At 35.9% G+C, this 24,542-nt stretch carries 30 protein-coding genes; 19 read left to right on the top strand and 11 right to left on the bottom strand.

Annotated features, from left to right (window positions below; all coding sequences use genetic code 11):
• Positions 1–20: 20 nt before the first annotated feature.
• The 3 genes from GGR42_RS02245 to GGR42_RS02235 form a co-directional block, all read right to left on the bottom strand.
• A complete protein-coding gene (locus tag GGR42_RS02245; RefSeq protein WP_167960426.1) occupies positions 21–353 on the bottom strand; it encodes an ArsR/SmtB family transcription factor in 333 nt (110 codons plus the stop codon).
• 94 nt (positions 354–447) lie between these two features.
• A complete protein-coding gene (locus GGR42_RS02240; RefSeq protein WP_167960424.1) occupies positions 448–786 on the bottom strand; it encodes a cupin domain-containing protein in 339 nt (112 codons plus the stop codon).
• A gap of 3 nt (positions 787–789) precedes the next feature.
• Positions 790–2,145: a Gfo/Idh/MocA family protein gene (locus tag GGR42_RS02235; RefSeq protein ID WP_167960422.1), complete on the bottom strand. Its 1,356-nt coding sequence runs from the start codon at positions 2,143–2,145 to the stop codon at positions 790–792.
• A 111-nt stretch (positions 2,146–2,256) separates the two neighbouring features.
• On the opposite strand from GGR42_RS02235, the gene GGR42_RS02230 reads away from it, so the two are divergent.
• A complete protein-coding gene (locus tag GGR42_RS02230; RefSeq protein ID WP_167960420.1) occupies positions 2,257–3,537 on the top strand; it encodes a DEAD/DEAH box helicase in 1,281 nt (426 codons plus the stop codon).
• 1 nt (position 3,538) lies between these two features.
• Positions 3,539–3,763, top strand: a complete 225-nt coding sequence (locus GGR42_RS02225; RefSeq protein ID WP_167960418.1) for a VF530 family protein — start codon at positions 3,539–3,541, stop codon at positions 3,761–3,763.
• 106 nt (positions 3,764–3,869) lie between these two features.
• Here the strand turns inward: GGR42_RS02225 and GGR42_RS02220 are convergent, their stop codons facing one another.
• Positions 3,870–4,217 carry a DUF6249 domain-containing protein gene (locus GGR42_RS02220; protein WP_167960416.1) on the bottom strand — a complete coding sequence of 116 codons (348 nt, stop codon included), beginning with the start codon at positions 4,215–4,217 and terminating at the stop codon, positions 3,870–3,872.
• Between the two features lie 16 nt (positions 4,218–4,233).
• On the opposite strand from GGR42_RS02220, the gene GGR42_RS02215 reads away from it, so the two are divergent.
• Both GGR42_RS02215 and GGR42_RS02210 read left to right on the top strand, forming a co-directional pair.
• Positions 4,234–4,947, top strand: a complete 714-nt coding sequence (locus GGR42_RS02215) for an RNA polymerase sigma factor (RefSeq protein WP_317169668.1) — start codon at positions 4,234–4,236, stop codon at positions 4,945–4,947.
• Complete coding sequence (locus tag GGR42_RS02210; protein WP_167960414.1) at positions 4,940–5,341, top strand: hypothetical protein; 402 nt, start codon at positions 4,940–4,942, stop codon at positions 5,339–5,341. Before GGR42_RS02215 ends, GGR42_RS02210 begins: the two co-directional genes overlap by 8 nt.
• A 15-nt stretch (positions 5,342–5,356) precedes the next feature.
• On the opposite strand, the gene GGR42_RS02205 is transcribed toward GGR42_RS02210, so the two are convergent.
• On the bottom strand, positions 5,357–6,685 hold the full coding sequence (locus GGR42_RS02205; RefSeq protein ID WP_167960412.1) for a hypothetical protein: 1,329 nt from the start codon (positions 6,683–6,685) through the stop codon (positions 5,357–5,359).
• Positions 6,686–6,789: 104 nt separating this feature from the next.
• On the opposite strand from GGR42_RS02205, the gene GGR42_RS02200 reads away from it, so the two are divergent.
• Together GGR42_RS02200 and GGR42_RS02195 are read left to right on the top strand one after the other, a co-directional pair.
• Positions 6,790–7,455: a uracil-DNA glycosylase gene (locus GGR42_RS02200; RefSeq protein ID WP_167960410.1), complete on the top strand. Its 666-nt coding sequence runs from the start codon at positions 6,790–6,792 to the stop codon at positions 7,453–7,455.
• A 77-nt stretch (positions 7,456–7,532) separates the two neighbouring features.
• On the top strand, positions 7,533–7,949 hold the full coding sequence (locus tag GGR42_RS02195) for a response regulator (protein ID WP_167960408.1): 417 nt from the start codon (positions 7,533–7,535) through the stop codon (positions 7,947–7,949).
• A gap of 15 nt (positions 7,950–7,964) precedes the next feature.
• On the opposite strand, the gene GGR42_RS02190 is transcribed toward GGR42_RS02195, so the two are convergent.
• The 5 genes from GGR42_RS02190 to GGR42_RS02170 form a co-directional block, all read right to left on the bottom strand.
• The gene (locus tag GGR42_RS02190) at positions 7,965–8,813 is read right to left on the bottom strand and encodes a substrate-binding domain-containing protein (RefSeq protein WP_167960406.1); all 849 of its coding nucleotides are present in this window, start codon (positions 8,811–8,813) and stop codon (positions 7,965–7,967) included.
• Positions 8,813–9,682, bottom strand: a complete 870-nt coding sequence (locus tag GGR42_RS02185; protein WP_167960404.1) for a nucleoside phosphorylase — start codon at positions 9,680–9,682, stop codon at positions 8,813–8,815. The genes GGR42_RS02190 and GGR42_RS02185 overlap by 1 nt, the downstream gene beginning before the upstream one ends.
• Position 9,683: 1 nt before the next feature.
• Positions 9,684–10,616: a DUF1835 domain-containing protein gene (locus GGR42_RS02180; RefSeq protein ID WP_167960402.1), complete on the bottom strand. Its 933-nt coding sequence runs from the start codon at positions 10,614–10,616 to the stop codon at positions 9,684–9,686.
• Positions 10,617–10,688: 72 nt separating this feature from the next.
• Positions 10,689–11,018, bottom strand: coding sequence for a translation initiation factor (locus GGR42_RS02175; protein WP_167960400.1), 330 nt, complete (start codon positions 11,016–11,018; stop codon positions 10,689–10,691).
• Position 11,019: 1 nt separating this feature from the next.
• Entirely contained in the window at positions 11,020–11,970 is a 951-nt protein-coding gene (locus GGR42_RS02170) for an isopenicillin N synthase family dioxygenase (protein WP_167960398.1), read from the bottom strand.
• A gap of 122 nt (positions 11,971–12,092) precedes the next feature.
• On the opposite strand from GGR42_RS02170, the gene GGR42_RS02165 reads away from it, so the two are divergent.
• The 7 genes from GGR42_RS02165 to GGR42_RS02135 all read left to right on the top strand — a co-directional run bounded on the left by GGR42_RS02165 (position 12,093) and on the right by GGR42_RS02135 (position 18,779).
• On the top strand, positions 12,093–14,069 hold the full coding sequence (locus tag GGR42_RS02165) for an alpha-ketoacid dehydrogenase subunit alpha/beta (RefSeq protein ID WP_167960396.1): 1,977 nt from the start codon (positions 12,093–12,095) through the stop codon (positions 14,067–14,069).
• Between the two features lie 89 nt (positions 14,070–14,158).
• Positions 14,159–14,644, top strand: coding sequence for a lipocalin family protein (locus GGR42_RS02160; RefSeq protein WP_167960394.1), 486 nt, complete (start codon positions 14,159–14,161; stop codon positions 14,642–14,644).
• Between the two features lie 4 nt (positions 14,645–14,648).
• Positions 14,649–15,341 carry an OmpA family protein gene (locus GGR42_RS02155; protein ID WP_167960392.1) on the top strand — a complete coding sequence of 231 codons (693 nt, stop codon included), beginning with the start codon at positions 14,649–14,651 and terminating at the stop codon, positions 15,339–15,341.
• A 248-nt stretch (positions 15,342–15,589) separates the two neighbouring features.
• Positions 15,590–15,934, top strand: a complete 345-nt coding sequence (locus GGR42_RS02150; protein WP_167960390.1) for a hypothetical protein — start codon at positions 15,590–15,592, stop codon at positions 15,932–15,934.
• Between the two features lie 87 nt (positions 15,935–16,021).
• Complete coding sequence (locus GGR42_RS02145; protein ID WP_167960388.1) at positions 16,022–17,119, top strand: hypothetical protein; 1,098 nt, start codon at positions 16,022–16,024, stop codon at positions 17,117–17,119.
• Entirely contained in the window at positions 17,119–18,213 is a 1,095-nt protein-coding gene (locus GGR42_RS02140; protein ID WP_167960386.1) for an Ig-like domain-containing protein, read from the top strand. The genes GGR42_RS02145 and GGR42_RS02140 overlap by 1 nt, the downstream gene beginning before the upstream one ends.
• Positions 18,214–18,281: 68 nt before the next feature.
• Positions 18,282–18,779, top strand: coding sequence for a DUF4251 domain-containing protein (locus tag GGR42_RS02135; RefSeq protein ID WP_167960384.1), 498 nt, complete (start codon positions 18,282–18,284; stop codon positions 18,777–18,779).
• Between the two features lie 764 nt (positions 18,780–19,543).
• Here GGR42_RS02135 and GGR42_RS02130 read toward each other — a convergent pair.
• A complete protein-coding gene (locus GGR42_RS02130) occupies positions 19,544–20,164 on the bottom strand; it encodes a glutaredoxin domain-containing protein (RefSeq protein WP_167960382.1) in 621 nt (206 codons plus the stop codon).
• A 146-nt stretch (positions 20,165–20,310) separates the two neighbouring features.
• On the opposite strand from GGR42_RS02130, the gene GGR42_RS02125 reads away from it, so the two are divergent.
• The 6 genes from GGR42_RS02125 (at position 20,311) to GGR42_RS02100 (ending at position 24,480) form a co-directional block, all read left to right on the top strand.
• The gene (locus GGR42_RS02125; RefSeq protein ID WP_167960380.1) at positions 20,311–20,613 is read left to right on the top strand and encodes an ArsR/SmtB family transcription factor; all 303 of its coding nucleotides are present in this window, start codon (positions 20,311–20,313) and stop codon (positions 20,611–20,613) included.
• A 52-nt stretch (positions 20,614–20,665) separates the two neighbouring features.
• A complete protein-coding gene (locus GGR42_RS02120; protein ID WP_167960378.1) occupies positions 20,666–21,265 on the top strand; it encodes a short chain dehydrogenase in 600 nt (199 codons plus the stop codon).
• 22 nt (positions 21,266–21,287) lie between these two features.
• Positions 21,288–21,989: an aspartate/glutamate racemase family protein gene (locus GGR42_RS02115; protein WP_167960376.1), complete on the top strand. Its 702-nt coding sequence runs from the start codon at positions 21,288–21,290 to the stop codon at positions 21,987–21,989.
• A gap of 10 nt (positions 21,990–21,999) precedes the next feature.
• On the top strand, positions 22,000–22,800 hold the full coding sequence (locus GGR42_RS02110) for a PhzF family phenazine biosynthesis protein (protein ID WP_167960374.1): 801 nt from the start codon (positions 22,000–22,002) through the stop codon (positions 22,798–22,800).
• A gap of 225 nt (positions 22,801–23,025) precedes the next feature.
• Positions 23,026–23,484 (top strand): cold-shock protein, encoded by a 459-nt coding sequence (locus tag GGR42_RS02105; RefSeq protein WP_167960372.1) that lies wholly within the window; start codon positions 23,026–23,028, stop codon positions 23,482–23,484.
• A 63-nt stretch (positions 23,485–23,547) separates the two neighbouring features.
• Complete coding sequence (locus GGR42_RS02100) at positions 23,548–24,480, top strand: EamA family transporter (protein WP_167960370.1); 933 nt, start codon at positions 23,548–23,550, stop codon at positions 24,478–24,480.
• Positions 24,481–24,542 lie beyond the last annotated feature (62 nt).

The raw sequence follows: 24,542 nt of genomic DNA, 5'->3' as shown, positions 1-24,542 counted from the left end.
ATTAATAGAGTTAAATTTTTTTAACAACAATCTTTATCTTTAGGTATATCCTGATCTAGGAATTTGGACATAATCTCTTTCATTTTAATCCAATTTTCGGTGTTGATACAATAGCATACACTAGTACCCTCCACATTTCCCTTAATTAACCCCAAGTATTTTAATTCCTTAAGATGTTGTGAAATTGTGGGTTGGGCCAATCCAATTTCAGTCACCAAATCACCGCAAACGCAACTATCCGTTTTAAATAGATGTTGTAGAATCGCTACCCTTGCCGGATGCCCAAAGACTTTTGCATATTGGGAAATTTCATTTTGTTGGTCTGTAAAAATTTCAGTTTTTGCTAATCCCATGGTCTTTTATTATATCATTGCAATATTACAATAAATGTTTAAATCAAAAAATATATATAGTAAAAAACAGTCTATTATGATAGGTTTTAAACTATTAATCCGTGGCAATACCAAAATAGAGCCAAACGACATCTTCCTTAAATGGATTGTTTTGTGAATGAAGTTCTCCCGGTTCCAGCGTAATGCAATCACCTGCCCGCAACACCAATGCTTCCCCGTTTACTATAAACTCCGCTTTACCACTTTGTATATAGAAGACTTCGAACATGGTGTCATGTTTATGCTCTTCCACCGCCTGGCCGGGTTTAAAAGTGGCCGTGCCAAAATTCATTAGTTGAGGAATTTCGCCTCTTCCCAAAAAGACCTTTTTCTTTATGTCTGGATTATGGCTTACGCCAAGTTCGGGAAGCAGTTTGGTATGTGTTAACTTCATGGATTATACTAAAGGTTTTTCCCAGCCATTATGATATTGGGCCTTGATTAATTTGTTTGCCTTTTCATTGTTTCCAAAATTACCTTGTTTTGCATCCCAGTACAATTTCTCGCCTGTTTTATAGGCAATATTCCCCATTTGTGCATTTATAGCCGCTACACTACCAGATTCAATGGGCGTATTAAGTAGCGAACTATCATTTGCCCTTACGGCCTTAATAAAGTTTTCCTGGTGCAGGTCCAAATAATTAACCCCTTCTGGGACACCACCACTTGCAATTGGGTCTATTTTGTTCTGACTGGATTTACCATATCCTTCCGATTTCTTTTCCAAAAGCACCTCAAAGCCTCCCCTGTTTAAAACCAATGTGGCATTGTTGCCAATAAATGCTATGCCTTCAGGTTTTTGATAAGGTCCCAAATCTATCCCCGTAGCATGTTCCCAAAGCATATTAAAATTTTCGTATTCAAAAAGGGCCTGTAGCGTATCTGGCGTTTCCGAAGCATCATCTGGATACGCCAATTTACCACCACTTGCCATGATCGATTTTGGTGCCAGTGCCTTCATGGCATAAAGGGCAATGTCTATTTCATGTACACCCCAGTCTGTCATTAATCCACCTGCGTAGTCCCAAAACCACCTAAAATTAAAATGAAACCTATTGGCGTTAAAGGGCCTATTGGTTGCCGGCCCCAACCATTGTTTATAATCAACTCCTTTTGGCGCTTTTGAATCTGGAACTACGGGAACGGGTTTCATCCATCCCTGGTACGCCCAAACTTTTACCACACGTATTTTCCCCAGTACGCCAGACTGCACAATATCAATGGCCTCTCTGTAATGGGGCCCACTACGTTGCCATTGACCTACTTGAACCACTGTATTGTATTTTTTTGCGGCTCTTAACATAATGTTGCACTCCTCAATGGTATTGGCAATAGGTTTTTCTACATAAACTTGCTTGCCCGCTTCACAGGCATCTACCATAATTTTACAGTGCCAATGGTCTGGAGTGCCAATAATTACTACATCAATATCCTTATTATCCAACAAAGCCCTATAATCGGAATAAACCTTTATTTTTTTAGAGGCTTTATCTGGACTGGCATCTTTCATTTCCTTCACCCGTCTATCCAAAACATTTTGATCTACATCACAAAGGGCAACAAGTTTAACGCCTTTAACCTTTAATATGGAAAGGGTATTGCTCCAGCCCATGCCATTACACCCAATAACACCAAGGTTAATACGGTCATTTGCTCCCAAGACGGTTGCTGGAAACATTTCTAATGGTAGGGCAAGCGCCGTAGCGCCCAAGACGGATTTCTTGATAAAATTTCTTCTGTTTTTGGTTTCCATAAAAGTCTAGTTTTAAAGATGTGGATGTAAGTTAGTGGCTTTTTGTATCAAAGACAAGGAAATAATGTCTTACGCAAAAAATAGCAGTACCTTTGCGGCTCAATAAGAAATATGTCATTTAAATCATTAGGTCTATCCGACGCTTTGTTAAAGGCGGTAAGTAAAAAAGGATACGACACCCCATCACCCATACAAGAAAAAGCAATCCCCTTAGTTTTAGGAGGAAAAGATGTGCTGGCGTCTGCCCAAACAGGGACAGGAAAGACCGCAGGGTTTACCTTGCCACTGCTTCAAATATTATCTAAAGCACAGCCTTTAAGACATAGACCGGTCCGGGCATTGGTGTTAACCCCTACCAGGGAATTGGCAGCACAGATTTATGACAATGTAAAGGAATACAGTGAGTTTCTTGACATTAGGTCCACTGTAATTTTTGGAGGGGTAAACCAACGTCCACAAATTGCAACACTTAGAAAAGGAATAGATGTTCTTATAGCCACACCAGGTCGTTTACTGGATTTGCACAACCAAAAAGCCCTGTCATTGGCCAAGGTGGAAATTTTAGTGTTGGACGAGGCCGACAGAATGTTGGATATGGGTTTTATACACGACATTAAAAAGGTAATGGCCATTATGCCAAGGAAAAGACAGAACCTATTATTTTCTGCTACTTTTTCCAAGGATATAAAGAAATTAGCAGGGGACATCTTAAACAATCCTGTTTTGGTAGAAGCTACCCCGGAGAATTCTACAGTAGATAAAATTGAACAAAAGGTATATCGTGTAGCTAAAGGTCTAAAGGCGGGACTCATTATAAAACTCGTTTCTGAAGGCGATTGGAAACAGGTATTGGTATTTACCAGAACCAAGCATGGAGCCAATAACTTGTGCAAGAAAATGGTAAAGAGTGGTATAACCGCTTCCGCTATCCATGGAAACAAAAGTCAAGGAGCACGTACCAAAGCTTTGGCAGGTTTTAAAGATGGTTCCGTAAGAGTATTGGTGGCAACTGATATAGCTGCACGTGGATTGGATATTCCGTTACTTCCCCATGTAGTAAATTTTGAATTGCCCAATATTCCTGAGGACTATGTGCACAGAATTGGTAGAACAGGTAGGGCAGGAGCCGATGGAGAAGCCCTCTCATTGGTGAGTGCAGATGAAACCAGTTATTTACGGGACATTGAAAAACTGATTGGTATAAAAATAGAAAAGGAAATAATCGAAGGTTTTGAACCCGACCCCAATGCATCGACAGAACCTATAAAACCCGGACAAAGGTCGGGACGTGGTAGAGGTGGTTCTAGAAGTTCATCAAATAGAAATAGAGGAGGGGATTCCAACAAACCAAAAGGAAATAGAAACAAGAATAGAAATAGGAATAGGGGGTAATATGTCTTCGCAACCAAACAATCCTTTACACGGTATAAAACTAGAGCAAATTATCAATGACCTAGTTAAATATTATGGTTGGGAACATTTGGGGCATAGAATCAATATCCGATGTTTTACCCATGACCCGTCAATAAAATCGAGCTTAAAATTTTTAAGACGTACTCCTTGGGCCAGAAAAAAAGTAGAGGACCTGTACTTGGAAGTTTTAAATAAAAGAAAATAATTGGCTTTATGTTCATTTCAATTGCCGTTATCCAAAACTTCAATCCACTGTAAAAACAAAAAAACGCTCCTATGGGAGCGTTTTTCACAGTAAAGGTTTTTTTGAGTTATTCCTTATCTAATTTTTTGGTCATTGTAAAACCTACAAATAAGCCAATACCCGCCATTAAGAAAATAGTACCTGGATAGGCCACATCATCATCAATACCGGCATTTACCAGAATGGCTGCAATAAAAACGCCCATACCAATGCCCATTAAAATTAATGAAGCATTTAAAATTAGAACCTTCCAAATGGGGGCTGCGTTTTCTTTTTTGCCTCTAACAAAAATACTGGCATCTGCACCCTTTTCTATTAAGGCAAGACGTTCTTTGTTCCTTGTTGAAAAATACAAGTAAGCAATGGCAAATACTACTCCGAAAAATATTGGTACTATTATTAATTCTGAATGCATAACTGATTGTTTTTAATTGATTAATTTTAATACGTTCATAGCTTATGACGACACTTTTTTGACCATGGTTACAACTTTTTCAAATTATTTTTTTATTTCGGTTGTAACCAATTATGGCTTTTCGTCGTCCAACATCCAAATGAAAGTAACCAACGACCAACAAGACATTGCACAAGTGCTAAGTGGGAATACCAATGCATTTGCCATATTGGTAAATCGCTATAAAGATTTGGTATTTACGTTGGGATTGCAAATGCTAAAAAACAAGGAAGAGGCCGAAGAAGTTTCACAGGACACTTTTTTAAAAGTGTACAAAAAATTGAATTCCTTTAAAGGGGACTCAAAATTTTCCACTTGGGTATATAGAATTGCCTATAATACATGTTTGGATAGATTGAAAAGTCAAAAAAGACAGCGGCAAAATGTAACAATAGATGAATTTACGGAACATGAAATAAAGACTTTGGAGAATGCTTTGGATACATTGGAGCAACAGGAGCGACAAGAAATAATAAAGAATTGTTTAAGTTTATTGCCTAGTGAAGACAGTGTTTTAATGACCTTGTTTTATTTTGAAGAACAATCTTTAAAGGAAATATCAAAAATTACAGGTGTTAAGGTAAATAATTTAAAGGTGAAACTCTTTAGGGCTAGAAAAATGCTGGCTTCTATTTTAAGAACAAAGTTGGAACCTCAGGAAATTGAACGTTATGAAAGAAAACATGGATAAACATATAGATGAATTAACTGGAAAGCTACTTAGGGAAATGCCGTTGGAATCTCCTTCAAAAGATTTTACAACCAATATTTTGTCTAAAATCGAAAAGCTTCCACAAAGTTCCGCTTTGGTTTACAAACCATTGATTTCTAAGAAATCTTGGTTCGTAATTGGTTTGTTGGTACTTGGTTCCATGGGGTATTTGTTTTTTGGGCCAACAATCCAAGAAACAGGGTGGTTTAGTTATATAAATTTTGACAAGCTTCCATCTATTAAAAGCCCAAAAATACCCACGGCTATACGTGTGCCCAAAACAGTGATATACGCCATTGGAATTTTTGCCTGCCTGATACTAGTGCAAATTCCTGTATTAAAAAGAAATTTTGATAAACGCTTGAATTTTTGAGAAGATATTTTCAGTTTAATCTTTGAAAGACCAAAAAGGAATGGTAATTAAAGTCGTTTCGGTGGTGTCAGTTTTTCTTTTTTTAAGGCGTTTAATGGCTAGTAAATGCTTTCCATCTTTTATGGAATCTAATTTTAAATAGGTTTCAAACCCCAATTGATCTTTATGGTTGGATGTAATGACAAAATCACTTTTGAATTTTATGGAATCAATAAAAACACTGTGAATGTCATTGAATGTTTTTAAATATTCCTTCCGAATGCTGTCATACTTTTTAGGGTTCAAAAATTCATCACTAGCTCCAAACCTTATATCAAAGTCATACCCTCTTTTATCCTTTTCTGGTTTTATCCCGGGATTAAAATCAAAAACGTCATTTTCGGTGTTATCGGTAAATTTCAAGAATACTTTTAAATAGGAGTCCGTAATTACTTTGGACGGAATTGATGCATATTCAACAAAATCTCCTTCATCACGCAATAGGTTTTCATAATTATTCTTATTGGCAAAAATGCTGGAGGAGTCTTTGTTAAGGCTTAAATAATTAGATTTTATTAAATTCAATGAAGTTAACAATAAGATAACGGTATAGAGAGGAATTAGAACATAGCTGAGCCTTTTTCCAAACCTATTGTCCAGAAAATTATGCACCAATGGCCTGTACAAAAAAGACAGTGTAATAAAACTGAATACCCAATAAATAGGAAAGTATATTTTGGCGAGCCATTTTTTCTTTTTTAAAAACCCATGGGTTAAAAAGTCAATAAAAGTAAAAAGCACACCTATCAATAATAGTACAGCTAGGCTTATGCCTAAAATCATTTTGAAATTTCCCGAAATATTGTCGTTGTTAAAAATAGATTCACCTATGAGTGCAATAAGGGCGAGTACAATAAAAATGGCTAAAACATAGAAGATCAAAAGAAAAGAAATGGCAAAAAGGACACTGCAGTAATTTTCTAGATTAGCAATATACTTATCAAAAGAGCCTATTTTCCTTTTAAGGTAATTGGTGAACTTAGGGGTATAGTTTAATTTGTCGTAATCTATATCTCCAGAGACATACCTAAGCCCCAAAGCCCCAATCCAAAGCCCCCTTAAGATTACATGTAGAATTAGGTTGAAAATAAGAATAGAACAAGAGGATAGAGTAAAAATCCATATAAAAGATGCCATTTCCTTGTTGGAAATACCCGCTTCTTTTATGTTTAACATAATGGGCTCAAACACCATCATTAGACCATAAATTGCGAAACCAGAGATAATAAGTTCTAATTGCCAGCTCTCTTGCTGCAATTTATCTAACCATTTCTTAAATTTTGGATCTCTATAGTCGTTACTCATAAGCTAAAGTATTCTTAAAGATAAAAGTTTCTAATTTATTTTTTAGATTTATTTTTTTTGATCAGTATTGTACAGAAAAGCAAACTAAATTCCATTAAACTAACATGAATGTAAATATTGAACCGAGTTGGAAAGTCGTTCTGGAAGAGGAATTTAATAAACCTTATTTTTCTGAACTATCGTCCTTTGTTCAGAAGGAATACAAACAGACTGTTTGTTATCCAGAAGGCAAAAACATATTTGCCGCCTTTGACCATTGTTCATTTGATCAAACCAAGGTTGTTATCATAGGCCAAGACCCATACCACGGTCCCAACCAAGCGAATGGCTTGTGTTTCTCTGTTCAGGATACTGTTTCGCACCCGCCATCACTGATTAATATTTTTAAAGAAATAGAGACCGACATTGGAAAACCTTATCCCAAGAGTGGTGATTTAGAGCGATGGGCAAAACAAGGGGTCTTATTGTTGAATGCTACCTTAACCGTTAGGGCTCATGAACCGGGCAGCCATCAAAAAAAAGGATGGGAATTATTTACAGACGAGGTCATTAAAAAGATTTCTAAAGAAAAAGAAGGGGTAATATTTATGCTATGGGGAGGTTTTGCCAAGAAAAAGATTAAATTAATAGATAAGGACAGTCATCATGTTTTAACTTCCGGGCACCCATCCCCTCTTAGTGCCAATAGAGGATTTTGGTTTGGCAACAAACATTTTAGCACATGTAATCAATTGCTTATGACTATGAAAAAGGTAGAGATTATATGGTAGTATTGGGGTTTTCACAACATTTATTATATTTGCATTTGGGAAAAATACTACTTTTATTGTAGCTTAAAAATTTATATATGATTGCGACTAATTTAAAGTCAATCTTGTTGGTTGACGATGATACTACTACTAATTTTTTAAATAAAGTTTTTATTGATAAGCTAGACCATGACCTTGGGATTGATATTGCCTTGAACGGTCAAGAAGCTATAGATATTTTAGATGTTAATATTCAAGAATCCGATTTTGGCGATTGTCTAATTGTTTTGGATCTTAATATGCCATATATGGATGGTTGGGAGTTTTTAGAATTTTTTAATGAAAACTTTGAACCAAAAATTAAGGATAAAATTTCAATAGTTGTACTTACAGCAGTTGAAGTAGACCCTGTTACTACAAAAGATCTTAAAGAATTAAGCGTAAAGGACATTGTTCAAAAACCATTATCCGAAAAAGCATTTGAAAAGCTGATAGGGGAGTACTTGAATAGATAACATATATTATTTGTTTTATTGGTGCCTAAAAGTTTTGTCGGATTCTATTCTCTTGATAAGATCTAGGCTTATTAATCTTTTCTGTACTTCCAACAAAGTTGTTGAATCTATTTGTGACTGACTCCATTCGGTTTTTGAAAGCCAATCCTTTATATCTTCCAATTGTTGGCCATATTTATTGGCTAAAGTCCTATCTATACTTGGAATTGATTTAAACTCTGATGTATATAAATTTATAGTTTCAAGGATATGATCTAATGCCCCTTTATTGTTTGATAAGAATTTATCTGTTGCGGCAACTACAAAACATGGCCATGGGGTTGGGCAGTCACCTAGCCGTCTAAATATACCTTTGTCCACCAATGGTTTTGTTGTAAAATGTTCCCACATAAAATAATCGGCTTTTCCATTGGTCAATGCATCGATAGCGCCCTCCAGATTATTTATGACCTCAAACTGTAAGGTATTTGTATCCCATTCTTTGTTTTGGGCATGGACATAGGCCATTAAATGACTGCCACTTCCAAAGCGACTTATTGCTGCCTTGGCACCCTTTAATTCATCAATATTTTTATATTCGGATTTTGCTCCAACATGGATGCCCCATAAGAGGGGAGAATTTATAAATACCTGCACGATTTTTGAAGGATTGCCTTCCGAAATACTTTTTATAAGCCCTTCAGTTAGGATTATTGCCAGGTCAGTTTCTTCATCTTTTAATAACTGACACATTTTTCCTGTACCTTCCGGTATATTTTCCCATTCCAAATTAATTCCCCGCTCCAAAAAGGCACCTTCTTCAATAGCCATATGCCATGGTAAATTAAAATGCTCGGGAACCCCAACGATTTTTACTTGCTTCATTAAGATGTTAGTTTGTCCAGGGTGTATTTAATTAACCCATCTACAGATTTAGATGGATTTTTGGAAAATTCACCTGTATTTCTATTTGCTAATATACAGTTCATGGAAACTGCCTTATGTCCGTGCAGTTTTGCCAGGCCATAGATGCCAGAGGTTTCCATTTCCAAGTTGGTAATCTTGATTCCATTATACTCAAAAGACTCCAACTTGCTATTTAAGTCGACATCTTGTGTTGCTAGTCTTAGCTTCCTTCCTTGTGGACCATAAAATCCTATATTTGTTGCTGTTAAGCCTAATCGTATACGATTACTCATTAATTGAGCACCCAAAGAATCGTCATATTTAACCACATAGGGAGTAGATTTTGAGCGATTCCAATCCGTATGCTTTACAAAAGCCTCCGGTAGTTTTGGAACTTGTATATGTCCACTATCATAAAAATGCAAAAGACCGTCAAAACCCATGGCATATTCACTCATAATATATGAATCAATCGGAATGTCCGCTTGTATCGCCCCAGAGGTTCCAATTCTCACTATGTCCAGACATATTTTTTTTGTTTTAATGGTTCTTGTATGGAAATCTATGTTAACCAGAGCATCCAATTCATTTAAAACAATATCAATATTATCGGTTCCGATGCCGGTAGAAATTACAGTAATTTTCTTTCCATTTAACAGCCCTGTATGGGTTATAAATTCTCTTTTTCCTTTTTTGATTTCAATAGAATCAAAATATTTAGAGACATCATATACACGGTCCGGATCACCAACAGTTATAATAGTGTGGGCAATATCTTCTGGAAGTAGATTTAGGTGGTATATGCTGCCATCTGGATTTAGAATAAGTTCCGATGGGCCAAGTTGCATCCTATAATTTTAATATTCTATTTGTATCTGTATTATAAAGGTAGTTGTATTTTAAAGAGCCGCCCAAATACAGGTCATTGTTCTTTATTGTGGAGTAGTAATTAGTTTTTCCTTGAAGTATTTCTTTGCCTTTTCTAGTGACCTTAACAGGATTAAAAGAAGTGAACAGGGGTTTAAGGGAGCTAATTATTCTTTCATATTGAGCATCACCGTATCCATAAAGCCCTTGGTTTTGGAGAATGGTCATCATGAGACTTTTCTTGTTAAGGGGCTTTTCTTTTATGGCCAATTCCAAAATACGATTTTCAATTTCGTTTAAGCCATTTTTAATTGTTGGAAAACGCTTAAGGTGGGTTTGTATGGCGCCAGAAAGATGTTCAAACTGGTATTGGTCAAAATCTCCTAAATTTTCCAACCTGATTGGATTGTTGCTACAATACAATTGCCACACATAGTCTGCATATTCAATATCATCTTGTGTTAGGATGGTTCTATTGTCGTATAGTTTATGTAATTGCTCATCACTTAATTCACAAAGGCCATACAATTTATCACTTTCGTCTTCATTACCACTACAGACCAAAGATATTTGGGCATGTTTTCTATGGGATTTTAACCAACTTAGCACGGCCAACATATTAATTTGGCAAAACAAATCATATTCAAACCACAATACAATCTGATCTTCCTTCTTGTGGTTGCATAAAGAGCGATATTCCTTAAGGGTAAGCTCTATAAATTTAGATTTGGATACTTTATAATTCTTGTTCAAGAATTCAAACCTGGTCTTCCAGAAAGATTCACTTCCAACATTGGTTAGCGTTTTGCCCTCACAGAGCATTTCACGCCATGTAATAACATCCCCATCAATATTAAGGGACTTTAGTTTTTTGGTAAAACTATCACCATTTGTAATGTGTAAAAGGGAACTCATGTTGGTTGTTGTTAGGTTTTGGACGATAAATTTAACGTTTAATCGAACATATCAAAAAAAAATAACAAAAAACTATCCGCCAACTCGCTTTGTTGTAAAACCTTTGGCCTCTAAAATTTCCATAATCTGATCTCTATAATCCCCTTGGATTATTATCTTGTCATCCTTGAAACTACCACCTACACTTAGTTTTGTCTTAAGTTCCTTTGCTAATTTTTTAAAATCGGAATCTGCTCCAGTGTAGCCTTCTAAAATTGTAATGGGTTTGCCTTTTCTCTTTTCATATTTGCAAATAATGGGTGTCTCCTGCATCCAAATATCGGTTTTTTCCAATTTTGAAGGTTCCTTGTCGCTTGGAACATGTTCAGGGAAAAGGTTTTTAAGTTGGTCTTGTAAATCCATTTTACTTTTTGATTAATCCCAATTCAATTAACCTTTCATGAAGAAATTCTCCCGCGGTAATATCAGCAAATGCCTTTGGGTGGTTCTCGTCAATACAATTTTCTAGGCAATTCAAAGGCATTTCGCCTATTGGGTGCATAAAAAATGGAATTGAATATCTTGAGCTGCCCCATAATTCTCTTGGGGGGTTCACAACTTGGTGGATAGTGGATTTTAGTTTATTGTTGGATAGTCGGGAAAGCATGTCCCCTACATTGATCATTAATTGATCAGGTCTGGCAATAGCATCTACCCATTCCCCTTCATGGTTTTGTACCTGCAAGCCTTTTCCATGGGCGCCCATGAGTAAGGTAATAAGGTTGATATCTCCGTGGGCTGCAGCCCGTATAGCGTTTTTTGGTTCTTCTGTAATAGGGGGATAATGTATGGGGCGTAAAATGGAGTTTCCATTCTTAATGAACCCATCAAAATACGTTTCTTCTAAATCTAGATGGATAGCAAGCGCCCTTAAAATGTATTTTGCCGTCTTCTCCAACATTTTATAGGCTTCTTTGCCTACAGAGTTAAAACTTGGCAGTTCTTTTACAATTACATTTTCTGGATACTCTTCTAATAATTTTGGATTGTCCTCCACATACTGTCCAAAATGCCAAAACTCCTTTAAATCCCCTTCTTTTCTCCCTTTTGCATGTTCTTTTCCAAAGGAGGTATATCCTCTTTGCCCTCCAATGCCTTCAATCTCATAGGAGTCCTTCGTTTCTTGTGGCAATTGAAAAAACTTCTTTATTTCACTATATAGGTTACCCACCAATTCTTCCGATAGAAAATGTCCGCTTACAGCAACAAATCCAATATTTTCAAAAGCACTTCCTAACTCTTCAATAAATTTTTCCTTCCTTTCCGAATTACCAGAAATAAAATCCTCCAGGTTTACACTTGGTATAGCATTCATCTTATGAATTTAAATATTGACATCAAATTTATGAAATAAAACGGAATCTATAGGGGGAGAATTTAAGATTCAATTGACAGGTTTTTTTCTATTTTTATCCCATACTTATTTAATACATATTTATGGAATATCTAAATGCAGAACTGGACAGTAAGATTCAATTGAAACTGTATAAAGATATGTTGTTGCCGCGTTTGATAGAGGAAAAAATGCTGATTTTACTTAGACAAGGTAAAATATCCAAGTGGTTCAGTGGAATTGGTCAAGAGGCAATTTCTGTAGGCGTAACCAATGCGCTTACATCGGAAGAGTATGTTTTGCCCATGCACCGTAATTTAGGGGTTTTTACAACTAGGGGGATTCCGTTGGATAGGCTTTTCTCCCAATGGCAAGGAAAGGCCAATGGTTTTACCAAGGGTAGAGATCGTAGTTTTCATTTTGGAACCCAAGAATATAAAATTGTTGGGATGATATCACATTTAGGCCCCCAGTTAGGTGTTGCGGATGGAATAGCACTGGCCAACAAACTAAAAAATGAAAAATTGGTCACCGCTGTTTTTACGGGAGAAGGAGGGACAAGTGAAGGGGATTTTCATGAAGCGTTAAATGTGGCCGCGGTTTGGGACTTGCCTGTTTTGTTTTGTATTGAAAACAATGGGTATGGGTTGTCCACACCCACCAATGAACAATATAAATGTAAGGATTTGGCCAATAAGGGAATTGGCTATGGTATGGAATCCCATATCATTGATGGGAATAATATTTTGGAAGTTTTTACAACTGTTAATAATCTTTGTGAAAGCATTCGAAAAAATTCTAGACCAGTTTTGCTGGAGTTTAAAACCTTTAGAATGCGTGGGCATGAGGAAGCCAGCGGAACCAAATATGTTCCAGAGGAACTTATGGATTTTTGGAAAGATAAAGACCCAATAGCCAATTATGAAAATTTCTTATTGGATGAAGAAATTTTAACGGAAGAATTGATCAAGGACATAAAGAGTGAAATAGGTTTGGATATTGATAAAAAGTTGGAGCAAACGTTTCAGGAAACACCAATATCTTATAACAAAAGTAATGAGTTAGATGATGTACTAAAATATATTGATTATCAGTCATATGACCACGGAAATATTATCAAAAATATTCGTTTGGTTGATGCTATTTCAGAGGGGTTGAAGCAGTCCATGGAAAGACATGGTGATTTAGTGATACTTGGACAGGATGTGGCGGAGTATGGAGGGGTTTTTAAAGTCACGGAGGGCTTTGTTGAAATCTTTGGAAAGGACCGAGTGAGAAATACTCCCATTTGTGAATCTGCCATTGTTTCTGCCGCTATGGGATTGTCAATCAATGGAATGAAAGCAGTTGTAGAAATGCAATTTGCAGATTTTGCCAGTTCAGGTTTCAATCCAATTGTAAACTATTTGGCTAAATCCCATTACAGATGGGGACAACATGCCGATGTGGTAATACGAATGCCTTGTGGTGGTGGAGTGGGTGCCGGTCCATTTCATTCCCAGACCAATGAGGCTTGGTTTACCAAAACACCGGGATTAAAAGTACTATACCCTGCTTTTCCTTACGATGCAAAGGGTTTGTTGAACACAGCCATTAACGACCCAAATCCAGTTCTTTTCTTTGAGCATAAAGCACTATATAGAAGTATTTATCAAGAGGTGCCTACAGATTACTATACACTGCCTTTGGGAAAAGCCAGTATTTTAAAAGAAGGGGAAGCTATTTCTATTGTTACCTATGGAGCTGGAGTGCATTGGGCATTGGAAGTGTTAGAAAAACATGAGGGCATAAAGGCCGATTTAATTGACTTGCGAACATTGCAGCCCTTGGATACGGAGACCATATATAAATCCGTAATGAAAACGGGGAAACTTATAATATTACAAGAAGACAGTTTATTTGGCGGTATTGCAAGTGATGTTTCCGCTTTGGTCATGGAAAACTGTTTTAGGTATTTGGATGCTCCTGTCAAGAGAGTAGCAAGTAGCGAAACACCAATTCCTTTTGCAAAGGAGCTTGAGGAGCACTATCTTCCTAAAGCTCGTTTTCAAACAGCTCTTCTTGAGCTTGTTGCATATTAACAGGAAAAAACTTAGGTATTTTGTCGAAAAGTAACGTCCAAAAATATTAAATCCACGTATATATTAGTTAATAAACAAAACCATTAACGATGAAGAAATCATTTTTACTATTTACAATTATTACTTCTGTTTTAGTTGCTTCATGTTCGGCAACAAAGGTTGCCAGGGATGCAGGTAACAATCTAAGTGGAAGTTGGACTTTAAACAGTGTTTCCTATGAAGGAAGCAGTGGCAATTTTAAATCTGTTATTTTTAATGATGCCGATGACATCTGCTTTGAGGGCAGTGATTGGTTCTTTAGGGACAACAACAATACGGGTAGGTATACCATTCAGAATAGTAGCCTTTGTGCCGGTGGCGACCGTTTTATTAGATGGTCTGTTATTGATAGAACCGATGCACCCGATCAACTTCAGTTTAAGTTTATTGATGAAAAATTAAAAGATATTTCAGGAGGCGTGGGGTATCGTTTGGAAATCCAAAATCTTACTTCTGATGCCATGACACTTAAATCCAAAGTTTCGGTAGAAGGAGAGCCTATTTCAATAGTATATAATTTCACTAAAAAACAATAATAAAATGAATAATATAATTTTAAAAAGTATGGCCATTATTATGGTCATAACAATGGCTGTTGGCTGTAAAGCAACCCAGAATGCGAATAACAAGCAAAAAGGAGCGGTCATAGGTGCTGCTGGAGGTGCTTTGATCGGAGGTATCATTGGAAACAATGTTGGTAAAGATGGAAACACGGCCGTTGGTGCAATTATTGGCGGTGTTGTTGGTGGTGTTGCCGGTGGATATATTGGAGATAGAATGGATAAGCAAGCGCAACGAATAGAAGAGGAGATTCCTGGAGCCGAAGTAACCCGAGTAGGGGAAGGAATCAATGTTGTTTTTGATGAAAATAGTGGAGTTTACTTTGATACCAATAAATCTGATATTAAAGGAGCCTCTGCAGAAACTTTAAATAGATTGGCAGGTATTTTTAAGGAATACCCTAATTCCAATATTTTAGTGGAAGGGCACACAGATAGTGCTGGAAGCAATGAATATAACATGGCATTATCCAAAAAGAGAGCGGAATCAGTAACAGCATATCTAACAGGACAAGGTTTATCTATAGGTAGGTTTACTACCAAATGGTATGGCGAGGAGAATCCAAGGGAGGATAATGCCACTCCAGAAGGTAGAGCAAAGAATAGAAGGGTTGAGCTAGCTATAGTTGCCAACGAGGCCTTAAAACAAGAAGCTTTGGAGAAGACGAACTAACTTTAAGGTATTTTTTAAAAAGTCATTAAGCCCAGTTGTAAGACTGGGTTTTTTTATGGCCATTATTTCCAATACTTTCCATATCACTTTACTGTTGTTTTTTTATGAGTATGTCCTTGTATGTAATTTCGTTTGTTAAAGAGAAACAAAATAAATGTTAAAGTCTGATTTTCTGCTATTTAAACGTCAGAATATTCATAACTTAAAGTGCAAATTAAAGAAAGTTTAAATCTTAAATTTCATGAGCTATGGAAACATTGGATAAACAAGAAATCAACGAAATTAGAGATCCTGATAACCATGCTTCAATCTTGAGATTGGAAAGAAACAACAAAGCACTTTCCCAATTAAAAAGAAAATTAGCTTCCTATACCTGCGAACCACAGACCAGGAGTTTATATGAGCGTATGGAATTATTAAAATCCCAGCTAGAAGTATTGTTGCAAAAAAACAAGGAGATTATAGCATCCTTAAAACAGCGTGGTCCAAATATGGTTGTGGATAGAGATAGGAGTAAAGAGCAAATAACTGAATTTAATGAAATACAGAAAAGTGTAAATGAGTATGTGGCCGGTATTGGTAATCATCGATAAATCAACACGTTAAAATTTAGTTAATTGATTCTTAAAGGGAAGACCATTGTACAATAAATACAATAATTTTAAGAAAAACTATCAACCATGAAAAAAATATTCCTAGGCATTATTATATGCGCTGTGGCAGGTTTGACCATTGCCGCCAAAGATTCTAAAAAAAATTCCTTTACTGAAAATTTTATTATTGGCACTCCAGAAATTAAATCTGTAAATGCACTGAGCTTTGGCCCTGAAGGTATTTTATTTATTGGAGATTCCAAAAATGCCACAATTTATGCATTGGACACTAAGGATGTGGAAAACAGCGAAAAGACGGAAAAGATTGATATTGGCAGCTTTGATAAAAAAATAGCTTCATCTTTAGGAACCACTGCAGACAATATTAAAATTACCGATATGGCGGTAAATCCCATTTCAAAAATTGCATACTTCTCTGTTAGTATTATGGACGGGACATCTATTTTGTTAAAATTGAATGGGGATATTTTGGAACATGTTTCCTTAGATAATGTTAGCTATTCCAAGATAGCACTTAAAGATGCTATTGAGGCAGATGCTAAAGATAGGAGAGGACGTTCACAACGTGTTTGGGCCATCTCAGATATGCAGTATCATAATGGTAAAATAATGGTTTCAGGTTTATCCAACAAAGAATTTAGTTCAACGTTTAGAAGCATTCCCTTTCCCTTTAAGGGTTCCCAGGATTACGCATCTTTGGAGGTGTATCATGCAGCCCATGGGCGTTATGAAACCTACGCCCCTATAAAAACATTTGGAGTGGTTGCCAAAGATGGGAAGGACTATTTAATGGCTAGTTATACGTGCACGCCTTTAGTGCTTTTTCCTATGGACGAACTTAAAGATGGTAAACATATTAAAGGAAGAACAGTTGCTGAATTTGGATGGGGAAACTCTCCTTTGGATATAGTTTCTTACCAAAAAGAAGGGAAAACATATTTTCTAATGTCTAATTCTAACCGACCGGTAATGCGTATAAATTATGATGATATTGTTTCTTCCAAGGACGATATTACTGAAAAGGTTGAAACCACCGAGGGGGTAGAATACTTTTCATTGCCTATGGTAAATGTTCTGCAAATGGATATCTTGAACGGAAATACAATTTTATATATGCAGAGAACCTCTAATGGAGAGTTGGTTCTCAGAACACGCGGCGTTTAATGCTAAAATATAGATTGCAAATATTTAATATTGGGATTAAGACTTTCTTGATCCCTTTTCTTTTACTGGGTGTTTACAAGTGTAAAAATGTTCAGGAAACAATCGATATTGATGTAAACTATGAAGACGAAAAGGCTGTTAGTATTACATTTGAATCAACTATTGAACTAGAGAATCTAAAGGTTTTTACCTACGGTAATAATGACACTCCGGTATTGGCCAACTTTTTATCAAAGGGACATATGTATACCTACAAGCCTATTGTTCCTTTTTCTGCTGGACAACACTATGTATTGAAACAGAATGGGATGGTCCTAGGAAGGTTTGCAATTAAGGGACTTGGCAATAGAAAAAAAACTGAACTGCTTTCTATTTATCCCAGTAAGGATACTTTACCTGAGAATCTTTTAAAAATGTATTTTGTGTTTTCCCAACCTATGCAAGAGGTAAAAAGTTCTTTGGAGTATATAACGATCAAAAATTTAGAAACAGGTAAAGAAGAATCCATTTTTCTAAATTTAGAACCCGAATTGTGGAATATGGAACATACAGAACTTACTCTATGGCTAGACCCTGGAAGAATAAAGACTGATTTAATTCCAAACAAGGAAAAAGGATTGCCGATTGTTCAAGGTAGTTTCTATGAAATAATAATTGAAAGTGATTGGAAGGATTCCAATGGCAATGATCTAAAGCAGCAATATGCCAAAGAATTTTTTGTTACAGGCCGAGATGTATTAAGACCTGTCTTAAAAAATTGGAAAATCCACACGCCTAAAAGGAACACAAAAAACCCTCTTAGAATTCAGTTTAATGAGCCCTTGGATGCCTTTCTTGCCAAAGAGACCATTCGCTTTAGAAACCCTGAACATGAGATTTTAAATGGTGATTATGTCCTGTTGAATGGGGAAGAGGTGTTGGAGTTTTATCCGAACACAAATTGGAAGGAAGGAAAATACGAAATACGGGTTGATTCTAAATTGGAAGATTTGGCGGGCAACAACATGAATAATTTATTTGATGTGGACTTGGAAGAAAAATCCGTTCATGGAAGTTCAAAACCAACACACACTTTAGTTTTTAAAATTCAATAAAGATGGTTTCTAAATACTTGGAATGGTTTGTGATATATACTTAACAAAGAGATTTAACATATAGAAACATGAAAAATTTAGTTGTAGTAATTTTGATTTTCTTTGGAGTTTCCTCCCTAAATGCGCAAACAGAAAAAGAAAAGAGTTTTGAAGATACAAAAGCAATTATTGAATCTGGTTTATTTCGTTTTGAAGCAATTACTGCATTGCCAACCAGGGGAAGCAGTATTAGTTTAACAACCAATACAGGCCATATTAATGTAAATGGGGGTAGGGCAGAAGTGTTTTTGCCTTATTTTGGTGAGATACGCGGAATGGGAGGTTATGGTGATAATGGCTCCATAGAGATAAAGAATAAAGTTGTTAATTACCAAGTAAAGTATAATGATAGAAAACACAGGATTGTTGTAACTTTTAATTCTAGAAATAAATCAGAACGGTTCGATTTTACCTTTACCATAGGGAGCAGTGGAAAATCCAGTGTTATTGTTAAAAGCATCAATAGAACTACCATAAACTACTATGGTACAATATATCCATTAACAGATAATGAGAAAACAAAATAAGGGATGTCATTTGACATCCCTTATTGTTTACCTAAAGACCTACTTAATTCAACCCTTAATGTGTGTGATTTCTATTCTCTGACCAGCGTACTCGTTTGCTGTCCTTAAAAGTTGAGAAAAATGAATGTCTTCTGGATTCAGTTGGTGTGTGATTGATGAAAGTTCTCATAATGTTCGTTTTTTATTGTTGATGATTTTTTTTTGATTGATTGTCTATACCTAATGGGTATGGTTCCTGCTTTCTGACCAGCGTACTCTTTTACTGTCTTTAAAGTTGGAAAAGAAAGAATGCCTTCTAGATTCAGTTGGTGTGTGATTGATGAAAGTTCTCATGATATTTGTTTTTTAGATTGATGATGATTTTTTGATTGATTGTCTATACCTAATGGGTATGGTTCCTGCTTTCTGACCAGCGTACTCTTTTACTGTCTTTTAAGTTAGAAAAGAAAGAATGTCTTCTAGATTCTGTTGGTGTGCGATTAATGAAAGTTCTCATAATATTTTGTTTTTAAATTGTTATAAATAATTTGTTTTATATCTATAAGACGAGGATTGATTTGTTTTGTTACAGTACTATGTTATAAATAGTACCATCTTTAACAAAAATTAACAAAAATATCGATAGTATTTTTACTTAAAATACTGGTAATCAATATTATAAAAATACCATCATTATAAAATAATTAACATATAATATTTTTAAAAAAGGGAAGAAGAAGACTCAATACCGGGTAGGAGAGTGGAAATTTTCCACATAAAAAGGGCTATTCCTTGTTCAGTTCAGTTAATAATTGCCCATAATTTTCTATACCTCTATATAGACGTCCACCTAAATTTAGAATAGGGGCTTTTAGTGAGTCCAATAAAATACCAGAACCATATGCTTTTTCCAGTTGCTCTTTTATTTTGGGATTTTCATTGAGGTTATATTGTCTAAAAATATAGTGATTGGTGTTTAGAGAATCTACCAAAGCTGAACAGGGTTCACAACCATCTGTAGAATAAACGGTAACATTTTTTTTGGGTTGTATTTTCTTTGGTGGTACTTCAATTATTGTAAATTCCTTTCTTAAGGAACGTCTGGATAAACTATCGTTGGCAGTAATTTCATAGGAATAAGTTGGCGTTTTTCCCCTAAATAGTACAATGGTCTTTAAATGGACTTTAGAAGTTGCCGGTATACGAATCAGTCGGGGAGGGGCTGCACTTTGCCTAAAATTGGATCCTTTTACTTTGAACAAAACATCATAATCCGTATCGGTTTCATTTAAACCGTAGAACGCCAAACGATTGGGTAATTCTTTAACCTCAATTTTTATGGGTTTTTCTTGGGCTTGTAATGAATTTAATGTCAGAAATAGAATAAAAAGTAATCGTTTGATCATCTAGATGCTTTTGTTTTCAATATACAGAATTATTTGTTGAGTTCTTTGGAGTAGGGACAATTGGTTAATATATAGGGTTATTGGTTAAAATCAACACAACATATCTATAAATCTAGATATATAAATATTATTTGTATATTTGCATCATGGATATCATAGAAATTAGTAAAGTGCTCTCCAATGTAACAAGGGTCAATATACTAAAATGGCTTAAGGAACCGGAGAAAAACTTTCCACCACATAAGGACATAGAAGGTTTTGATGATGGTGTGTGTGTTGGTAATATACAGGACAAAGCTGGTTTGTCGCAATCTGCCACTTCAACCTATTTGTCAATGATGCAAAATGCCAATCTATTGATACCTAGCAGACATGGTAAATGGACCTATTATAGGAGGAATGAAAAAGTAATTTCGGAATATATTAAATTATTGAGTAAGGAAATATAATTTTTTAGGATACATATCTAGAATTCTAGATAAATAGATTAATTAAAAGCATATGAAAATAGTAATAGTAGGGGGCAACGGAACCATTGGCAAAAAGGTTTCATCATATTTATCAAAAAAACATAAGGTAATAATAGCTGGGAGAAAAAAAGGCGATGCCCAAGTGGATATCACGAATTCAGATTCCATTACTAGTATGTTTCAATCCATAGGTCAGGTAGATGCTATTATTTCCATAGCGGGGGAAGCTAAATGGGCGCCTTTTAATGAATTGAGCGAAGAAGATTTCTATATAGGACTTCAAAGTAAACTAATGGGGCAAGTAAATTTGGTTAGAATTGGGAAAGAATTCCTTAATTCCAGTGGATCTATTACGTTGACCACGGGTATTCTGGCAGATGACCCAGTAAAGATGACAACCAGTGCCGCTATGGTCAACGGAGCAATTCATAGCTTTGTAAAGGCGGTAAAGCTGGAAATGAACAATGGTATTAGGGTAAATGTGGTGTCCCCAGGTTTGGTAGAGGATGCTGTTAAAAAATATCATGACTATTTCCCTGGACATATTGCCATACCCATGGACAAAGTAGTAAATGGTTATGTGCGAAGTTTAGAAGGAACAGACAATGGAGAAGTCATTAGAATTTATTAGTAACAATAGAGAAAGAAACTAAATGAAAACAATCGGATTAATAGGGGGAATGAGTTGGGAGTCCTCAAAATTGTATTACGAATCGGTCAATACAAAAGTTAAAGAAGAATTGGGTGGCTCCCATTCGTGCAAAAATATTATGATAACCGTAGATTTTGCTGAAATAGAAAAACTCACTTTTGAAGGAGACTGGGACGGTATAGGTGAGATTATAAAGGATGCAGCCATAAAATTGGAAAGGGCTGGGGCAGATATTGTACTCCTGTGTACCAATACGATCCACTTGGTCAGTAACTATATATCTGATAACATATCCATTCCCTTTCTCCATATAGCGGAAGCTACGGGATTGGAAATAAAAAAGAAGGGACTAAGGAAAGTGGGTCTTTTAGGAACCCGTTTTACTATGGAAAAGGACTTTTATAAAGGCTACATAAAAGAAAACCATGGGATAGAGGTCATTGTTCCCAATGAAGCGGATAGAAAAATAGTGCACGACATTATTTATAATGAACTGGTTAAAGGTCAATTTACGGAGGTATCCAAAGAGAAATGTTTAAAAATTATAAAAACCCTTCAAAAGGACGGGGCAGAGGGCATTATTTTGGGATGTACAGAACTCCCTATTTTAATTCCAAGTTCTGAAGTGGAAATCCCAACTCTTGATACGGGTACCATTCACGCGCAAATGGCAGTGGAGTGGGCCTTAAACAATAACAATTAAAACAACACCCATGAAAACATATATAATAGATTCGTTTACAGATAAACCCTTTAAAGGAAACCCAGCGGGAGTAGCTCTTGTGGAAAATGACATCACAGAAGAGAAAATGCAACACATAGCCCATGAATTGGGATTGTCAGAAACAGCTTTCGTAAAGCATAAAAAAGATAATGTTTATTCTATTCGCTTTTTTTCACCCTTAGAGGAAATTCCATTGTGTGGACATGCCACCTTGGCTTCGGCAAAAGTAATTTTTGATGAACAGGACTTGGATGAAATCCATTTCTTAACAAAGAGTGGTGTGGATTTGGTCACAAAAAAAGAGGACGACTTCATTGCAATGGAATTCCCCACTTATGGCACCACTCCTGCAAATGCACCACAAGAACTATTGGAAGCTTTGGGAATAGATGAAATTGTGAATGCGGAATACAACAAAGAGAATAATATTCTTTTGGTAGAAATTGCCGACCCTCAACTTTTAGTTGATTTGACTCCCGATTTTGTTGCCTTAAAGAAATCAACAAACAGTATAAGTGGTGTTTTGGTTACCTCACATTCCAACAATCCAGAATATGATTTTCAGTCAAGATATTTCTGGCCTTGGGTTGGGACCAATGAAGACCCGGTTACTGGTGCCACACATACTTTTTTAGCTCCCTATTGGGGCAAAAGAAAGAATTTAACTAAAATGAAGTCTTTTCAGGCCTCTAAACGAACAGGATTTATGGAACTGCAATTATTGGAGAATGGAAACCTAATTATTAAGGGAAAAGCGGTGTCTATATTGGAAGGATCGTTAACTATTTAATTTTTCGTAGTATATAATGGCAATAAATATAAATATCGTAGCATCACATTTAAAAGGATATTTTATATTTGTATTGTTTAAGAAGATAAACATAAGCCCTTACTTTAGTTACTAGCTAGTATATAGGTTATAATAGTATACATTCATTGTTCTCTCCAAACATTCGTTTAGTATTTCGCTCTTCTAAAACACGCATGCAAAAAGAAGTATAATTAAAACTAATGAATGGCAAAATCGCAACAGACATTTAACAAAAGTGAAAAAGAAAAAAAGCGTTTAAAAAAGCGCGAAGAAAAAAGAAAAAAAATGTTGGCTCGCAAGGAAGAGGCCAAAGAGAATGGGAAAACAGGTATTCCTATGGCCTATGTTGACTTTAACGGGAATCTAGTGGACACTCCACCAGATCCAAGTATGAAAGTTGAGATTGAGGCAGAAAGCATTGTATTGGGAATTCCTAAAAAGGAGGAAGGCGATGAAGAAGAGTTTGACCCGGTAAGAAAAGGAAAAGTATCATTTTTTGATACCTCTAAAGGTTTTGGATTTATTATAGATTCAGAGAATCAAGAAAAATATTTTTGTCACGTTAGTGGATTGATCGATGAGATTGCTGAAAATGACAAAGTTTCCTTTGAATTGGAAAAGGGCATGAAAGGCATGAATGCCGTTCGTGTAAAAAAGATTTAATCTTTTAAGTACCCTAAAGAGGGAACGTATAGTTGAATTAATAGTGTTTTTTTTTGAATCTATATGGGTAAACCTCAGAGTAGTACACTTATCATTCTTGCTTTTTTTTCAATATACGTTATCTGGGGTTCCACTTATCTGTTGAACAAGATTGCCGTGACTGAGTTGCCGCCCTTTATGCTGGCCTCCATTCGATTTATAGTTGCGGGGATTCTCATATTCATTCTCTCCAGATTAATGGGGATTTCAATCTCAATCAGCAAAAGACAGTTTATTAACACCTCAATTGCTGGCTTTCTATTTTTAACCCTTGGCAATGGTATTGCTGTTTGGGCATTAAAATATGTGGACAGTAGTTTTGCAGCTTTGTTGATTTCCGGCCAACCTTTGGTCATTCTTATATTAATGAGAATTGTGGAAGGAAAAAAGATTCAGCCTATGTCCTATGTGGGTGTGGTCTTGGGTGTATTGGGCATGTATCTTTTGGCGAGCCAAAGACAGATAGTTTTGCAGGAGGGCGCTATAGTGGGGATTGCAATGATATTTGCCTGTATGATCAGTTGGGCTTTTGGAAGCCTTTTTGTAGCCAAGGCGGAATTACCCAGTAATTTTTTTGTAAACACTGGTTATCAAATGATTATAGGGGGTGTTTTAATGGCTGGTTTTAGCTTGTTTTATGAAGATGCATGGTCATGGCCTTCTCAATGGAGCGGAAAAGTTCAATTGTCAATGATTTTGTTGGTGGTCTTTGGAAGTATTGTGGCCTTCACTTCTTTTAATTATTTGTTGAAGGTGGTATCCCCAGAAAAAGTTGCCACCAATACCTATGTAAACCCAATTATAGCATTGCTTCTGGGGTGGTATTTTTTAAATGAACATATTACACTTCAATCCATAATTGCTGCCGTAATACTTTTAACAGGAGTATATTTCATCAATACTAAAAAGAAACTGAGAGGGTATTCCAGGTTTTTTAGTAGAAAAAGAAATGAGTAGAACATCCCGTATTTTCCTACATTCATCATATTTTCCAAAATTTATTGGCTAGAGCCCTTTAA

The organism is Saonia flava (assembly GCF_011927795.1).
Classification (GTDB): domain Bacteria; phylum Bacteroidota; class Bacteroidia; order Flavobacteriales; family Flavobacteriaceae; genus Saonia; species Saonia flava.
The sequence above is the reverse complement of the archived record's forward strand: the minus strand, read 5'-3'. Positions and strand labels throughout refer to the sequence as shown.

Bases quoted from the DNA above. Each gene is read 5' to 3' on its own strand.
- GGR42_RS02105 (WP_167960372.1), top strand. From the start codon at position 23,026: ATGGCAAAATCGCAACAGACATTTAACAAAAGTGAAAAAGAAAAAAAG.
- GGR42_RS02180 (WP_167960402.1), bottom strand. From the start codon at position 10,616: ATGAGTTCCCTTTTACACATTACAAATGGTGATAGTTTTACCAAAAAA.
- GGR42_RS02130 (WP_167960382.1), bottom strand. From the start codon at position 20,164: ATGATCAAACGATTACTTTTTATTCTATTTCTGACATTAAATTCATTA.
- GGR42_RS02240 (WP_167960424.1), bottom strand. From the start codon at position 786: ATGAAGTTAACACATACCAAACTGCTTCCCGAACTTGGCGTAAGCCAT.
- GGR42_RS02195 (WP_167960408.1), top strand. From the start codon at position 7,533: ATGATTGCGACTAATTTAAAGTCAATCTTGTTGGTTGACGATGATACT.
- GGR42_RS02170 (WP_167960398.1), bottom strand. From the start codon at position 11,970: ATGAATGCTATACCAAGTGTAAACCTGGAGGATTTTATTTCTGGTAAT.
- GGR42_RS02115 (WP_167960376.1), top strand. From the start codon at position 21,288: ATGAAAACAATCGGATTAATAGGGGGAATGAGTTGGGAGTCCTCAAAA.
- GGR42_RS02210 (WP_167960414.1), top strand. From the start codon at position 4,940: ATGGATAAACATATAGATGAATTAACTGGAAAGCTACTTAGGGAAATG.
- GGR42_RS02230 (WP_167960420.1), top strand. From the start codon at position 2,257: ATGTCATTTAAATCATTAGGTCTATCCGACGCTTTGTTAAAGGCGGTA.
- GGR42_RS02245 (WP_167960426.1), bottom strand. From the start codon at position 353: ATGGGATTAGCAAAAACTGAAATTTTTACAGACCAACAAAATGAAATT.
- GGR42_RS02190 (WP_167960406.1), bottom strand. From the start codon at position 8,813: ATGAAGCAAGTAAAAATCGTTGGGGTTCCCGAGCATTTTAATTTACCA.
- GGR42_RS02185 (WP_167960404.1), bottom strand. From the start codon at position 9,682: ATGCAACTTGGCCCATCGGAACTTATTCTAAATCCAGATGGCAGCATA.
- GGR42_RS02140 (WP_167960386.1), top strand. From the start codon at position 17,119: ATGCTAAAATATAGATTGCAAATATTTAATATTGGGATTAAGACTTTC.
- GGR42_RS02165 (WP_167960396.1), top strand. From the start codon at position 12,093: ATGGAATATCTAAATGCAGAACTGGACAGTAAGATTCAATTGAAACTG.
- GGR42_RS02160 (WP_167960394.1), top strand. From the start codon at position 14,159: ATGAAGAAATCATTTTTACTATTTACAATTATTACTTCTGTTTTAGTT.
- GGR42_RS02225 (WP_167960418.1), top strand. From the start codon at position 3,539: ATGTCTTCGCAACCAAACAATCCTTTACACGGTATAAAACTAGAGCAA.
- GGR42_RS02200 (WP_167960410.1), top strand. From the start codon at position 6,790: ATGAATGTAAATATTGAACCGAGTTGGAAAGTCGTTCTGGAAGAGGAA.
- GGR42_RS02150 (WP_167960390.1), top strand. From the start codon at position 15,590: ATGGAAACATTGGATAAACAAGAAATCAACGAAATTAGAGATCCTGAT.
- GGR42_RS02100 (WP_167960370.1), top strand. From the start codon at position 23,548: ATGGGTAAACCTCAGAGTAGTACACTTATCATTCTTGCTTTTTTTTCA.
- GGR42_RS02235 (WP_167960422.1), bottom strand. From the start codon at position 2,145: ATGGAAACCAAAAACAGAAGAAATTTTATCAAGAAATCCGTCTTGGGC.
- GGR42_RS02205 (WP_167960412.1), bottom strand. From the start codon at position 6,685: ATGAGTAACGACTATAGAGATCCAAAATTTAAGAAATGGTTAGATAAA.
- GGR42_RS02155 (WP_167960392.1), top strand. From the start codon at position 14,649: ATGAATAATATAATTTTAAAAAGTATGGCCATTATTATGGTCATAACA.
- GGR42_RS02120 (WP_167960378.1), top strand. From the start codon at position 20,666: ATGAAAATAGTAATAGTAGGGGGCAACGGAACCATTGGCAAAAAGGTT.
- GGR42_RS02175 (WP_167960400.1), bottom strand. From the start codon at position 11,018: ATGGATTTACAAGACCAACTTAAAAACCTTTTCCCTGAACATGTTCCA.
- GGR42_RS02125 (WP_167960380.1), top strand. From the start codon at position 20,311: ATGGATATCATAGAAATTAGTAAAGTGCTCTCCAATGTAACAAGGGTC.
- GGR42_RS02145 (WP_167960388.1), top strand. From the start codon at position 16,022: ATGAAAAAAATATTCCTAGGCATTATTATATGCGCTGTGGCAGGTTTG.
- GGR42_RS02135 (WP_167960384.1), top strand. From the start codon at position 18,282: ATGAAAAATTTAGTTGTAGTAATTTTGATTTTCTTTGGAGTTTCCTCC.
- GGR42_RS02220 (WP_167960416.1), bottom strand. From the start codon at position 4,217: ATGCATTCAGAATTAATAATAGTACCAATATTTTTCGGAGTAGTATTT.
- GGR42_RS02110 (WP_167960374.1), top strand. From the start codon at position 22,000: ATGAAAACATATATAATAGATTCGTTTACAGATAAACCCTTTAAAGGA.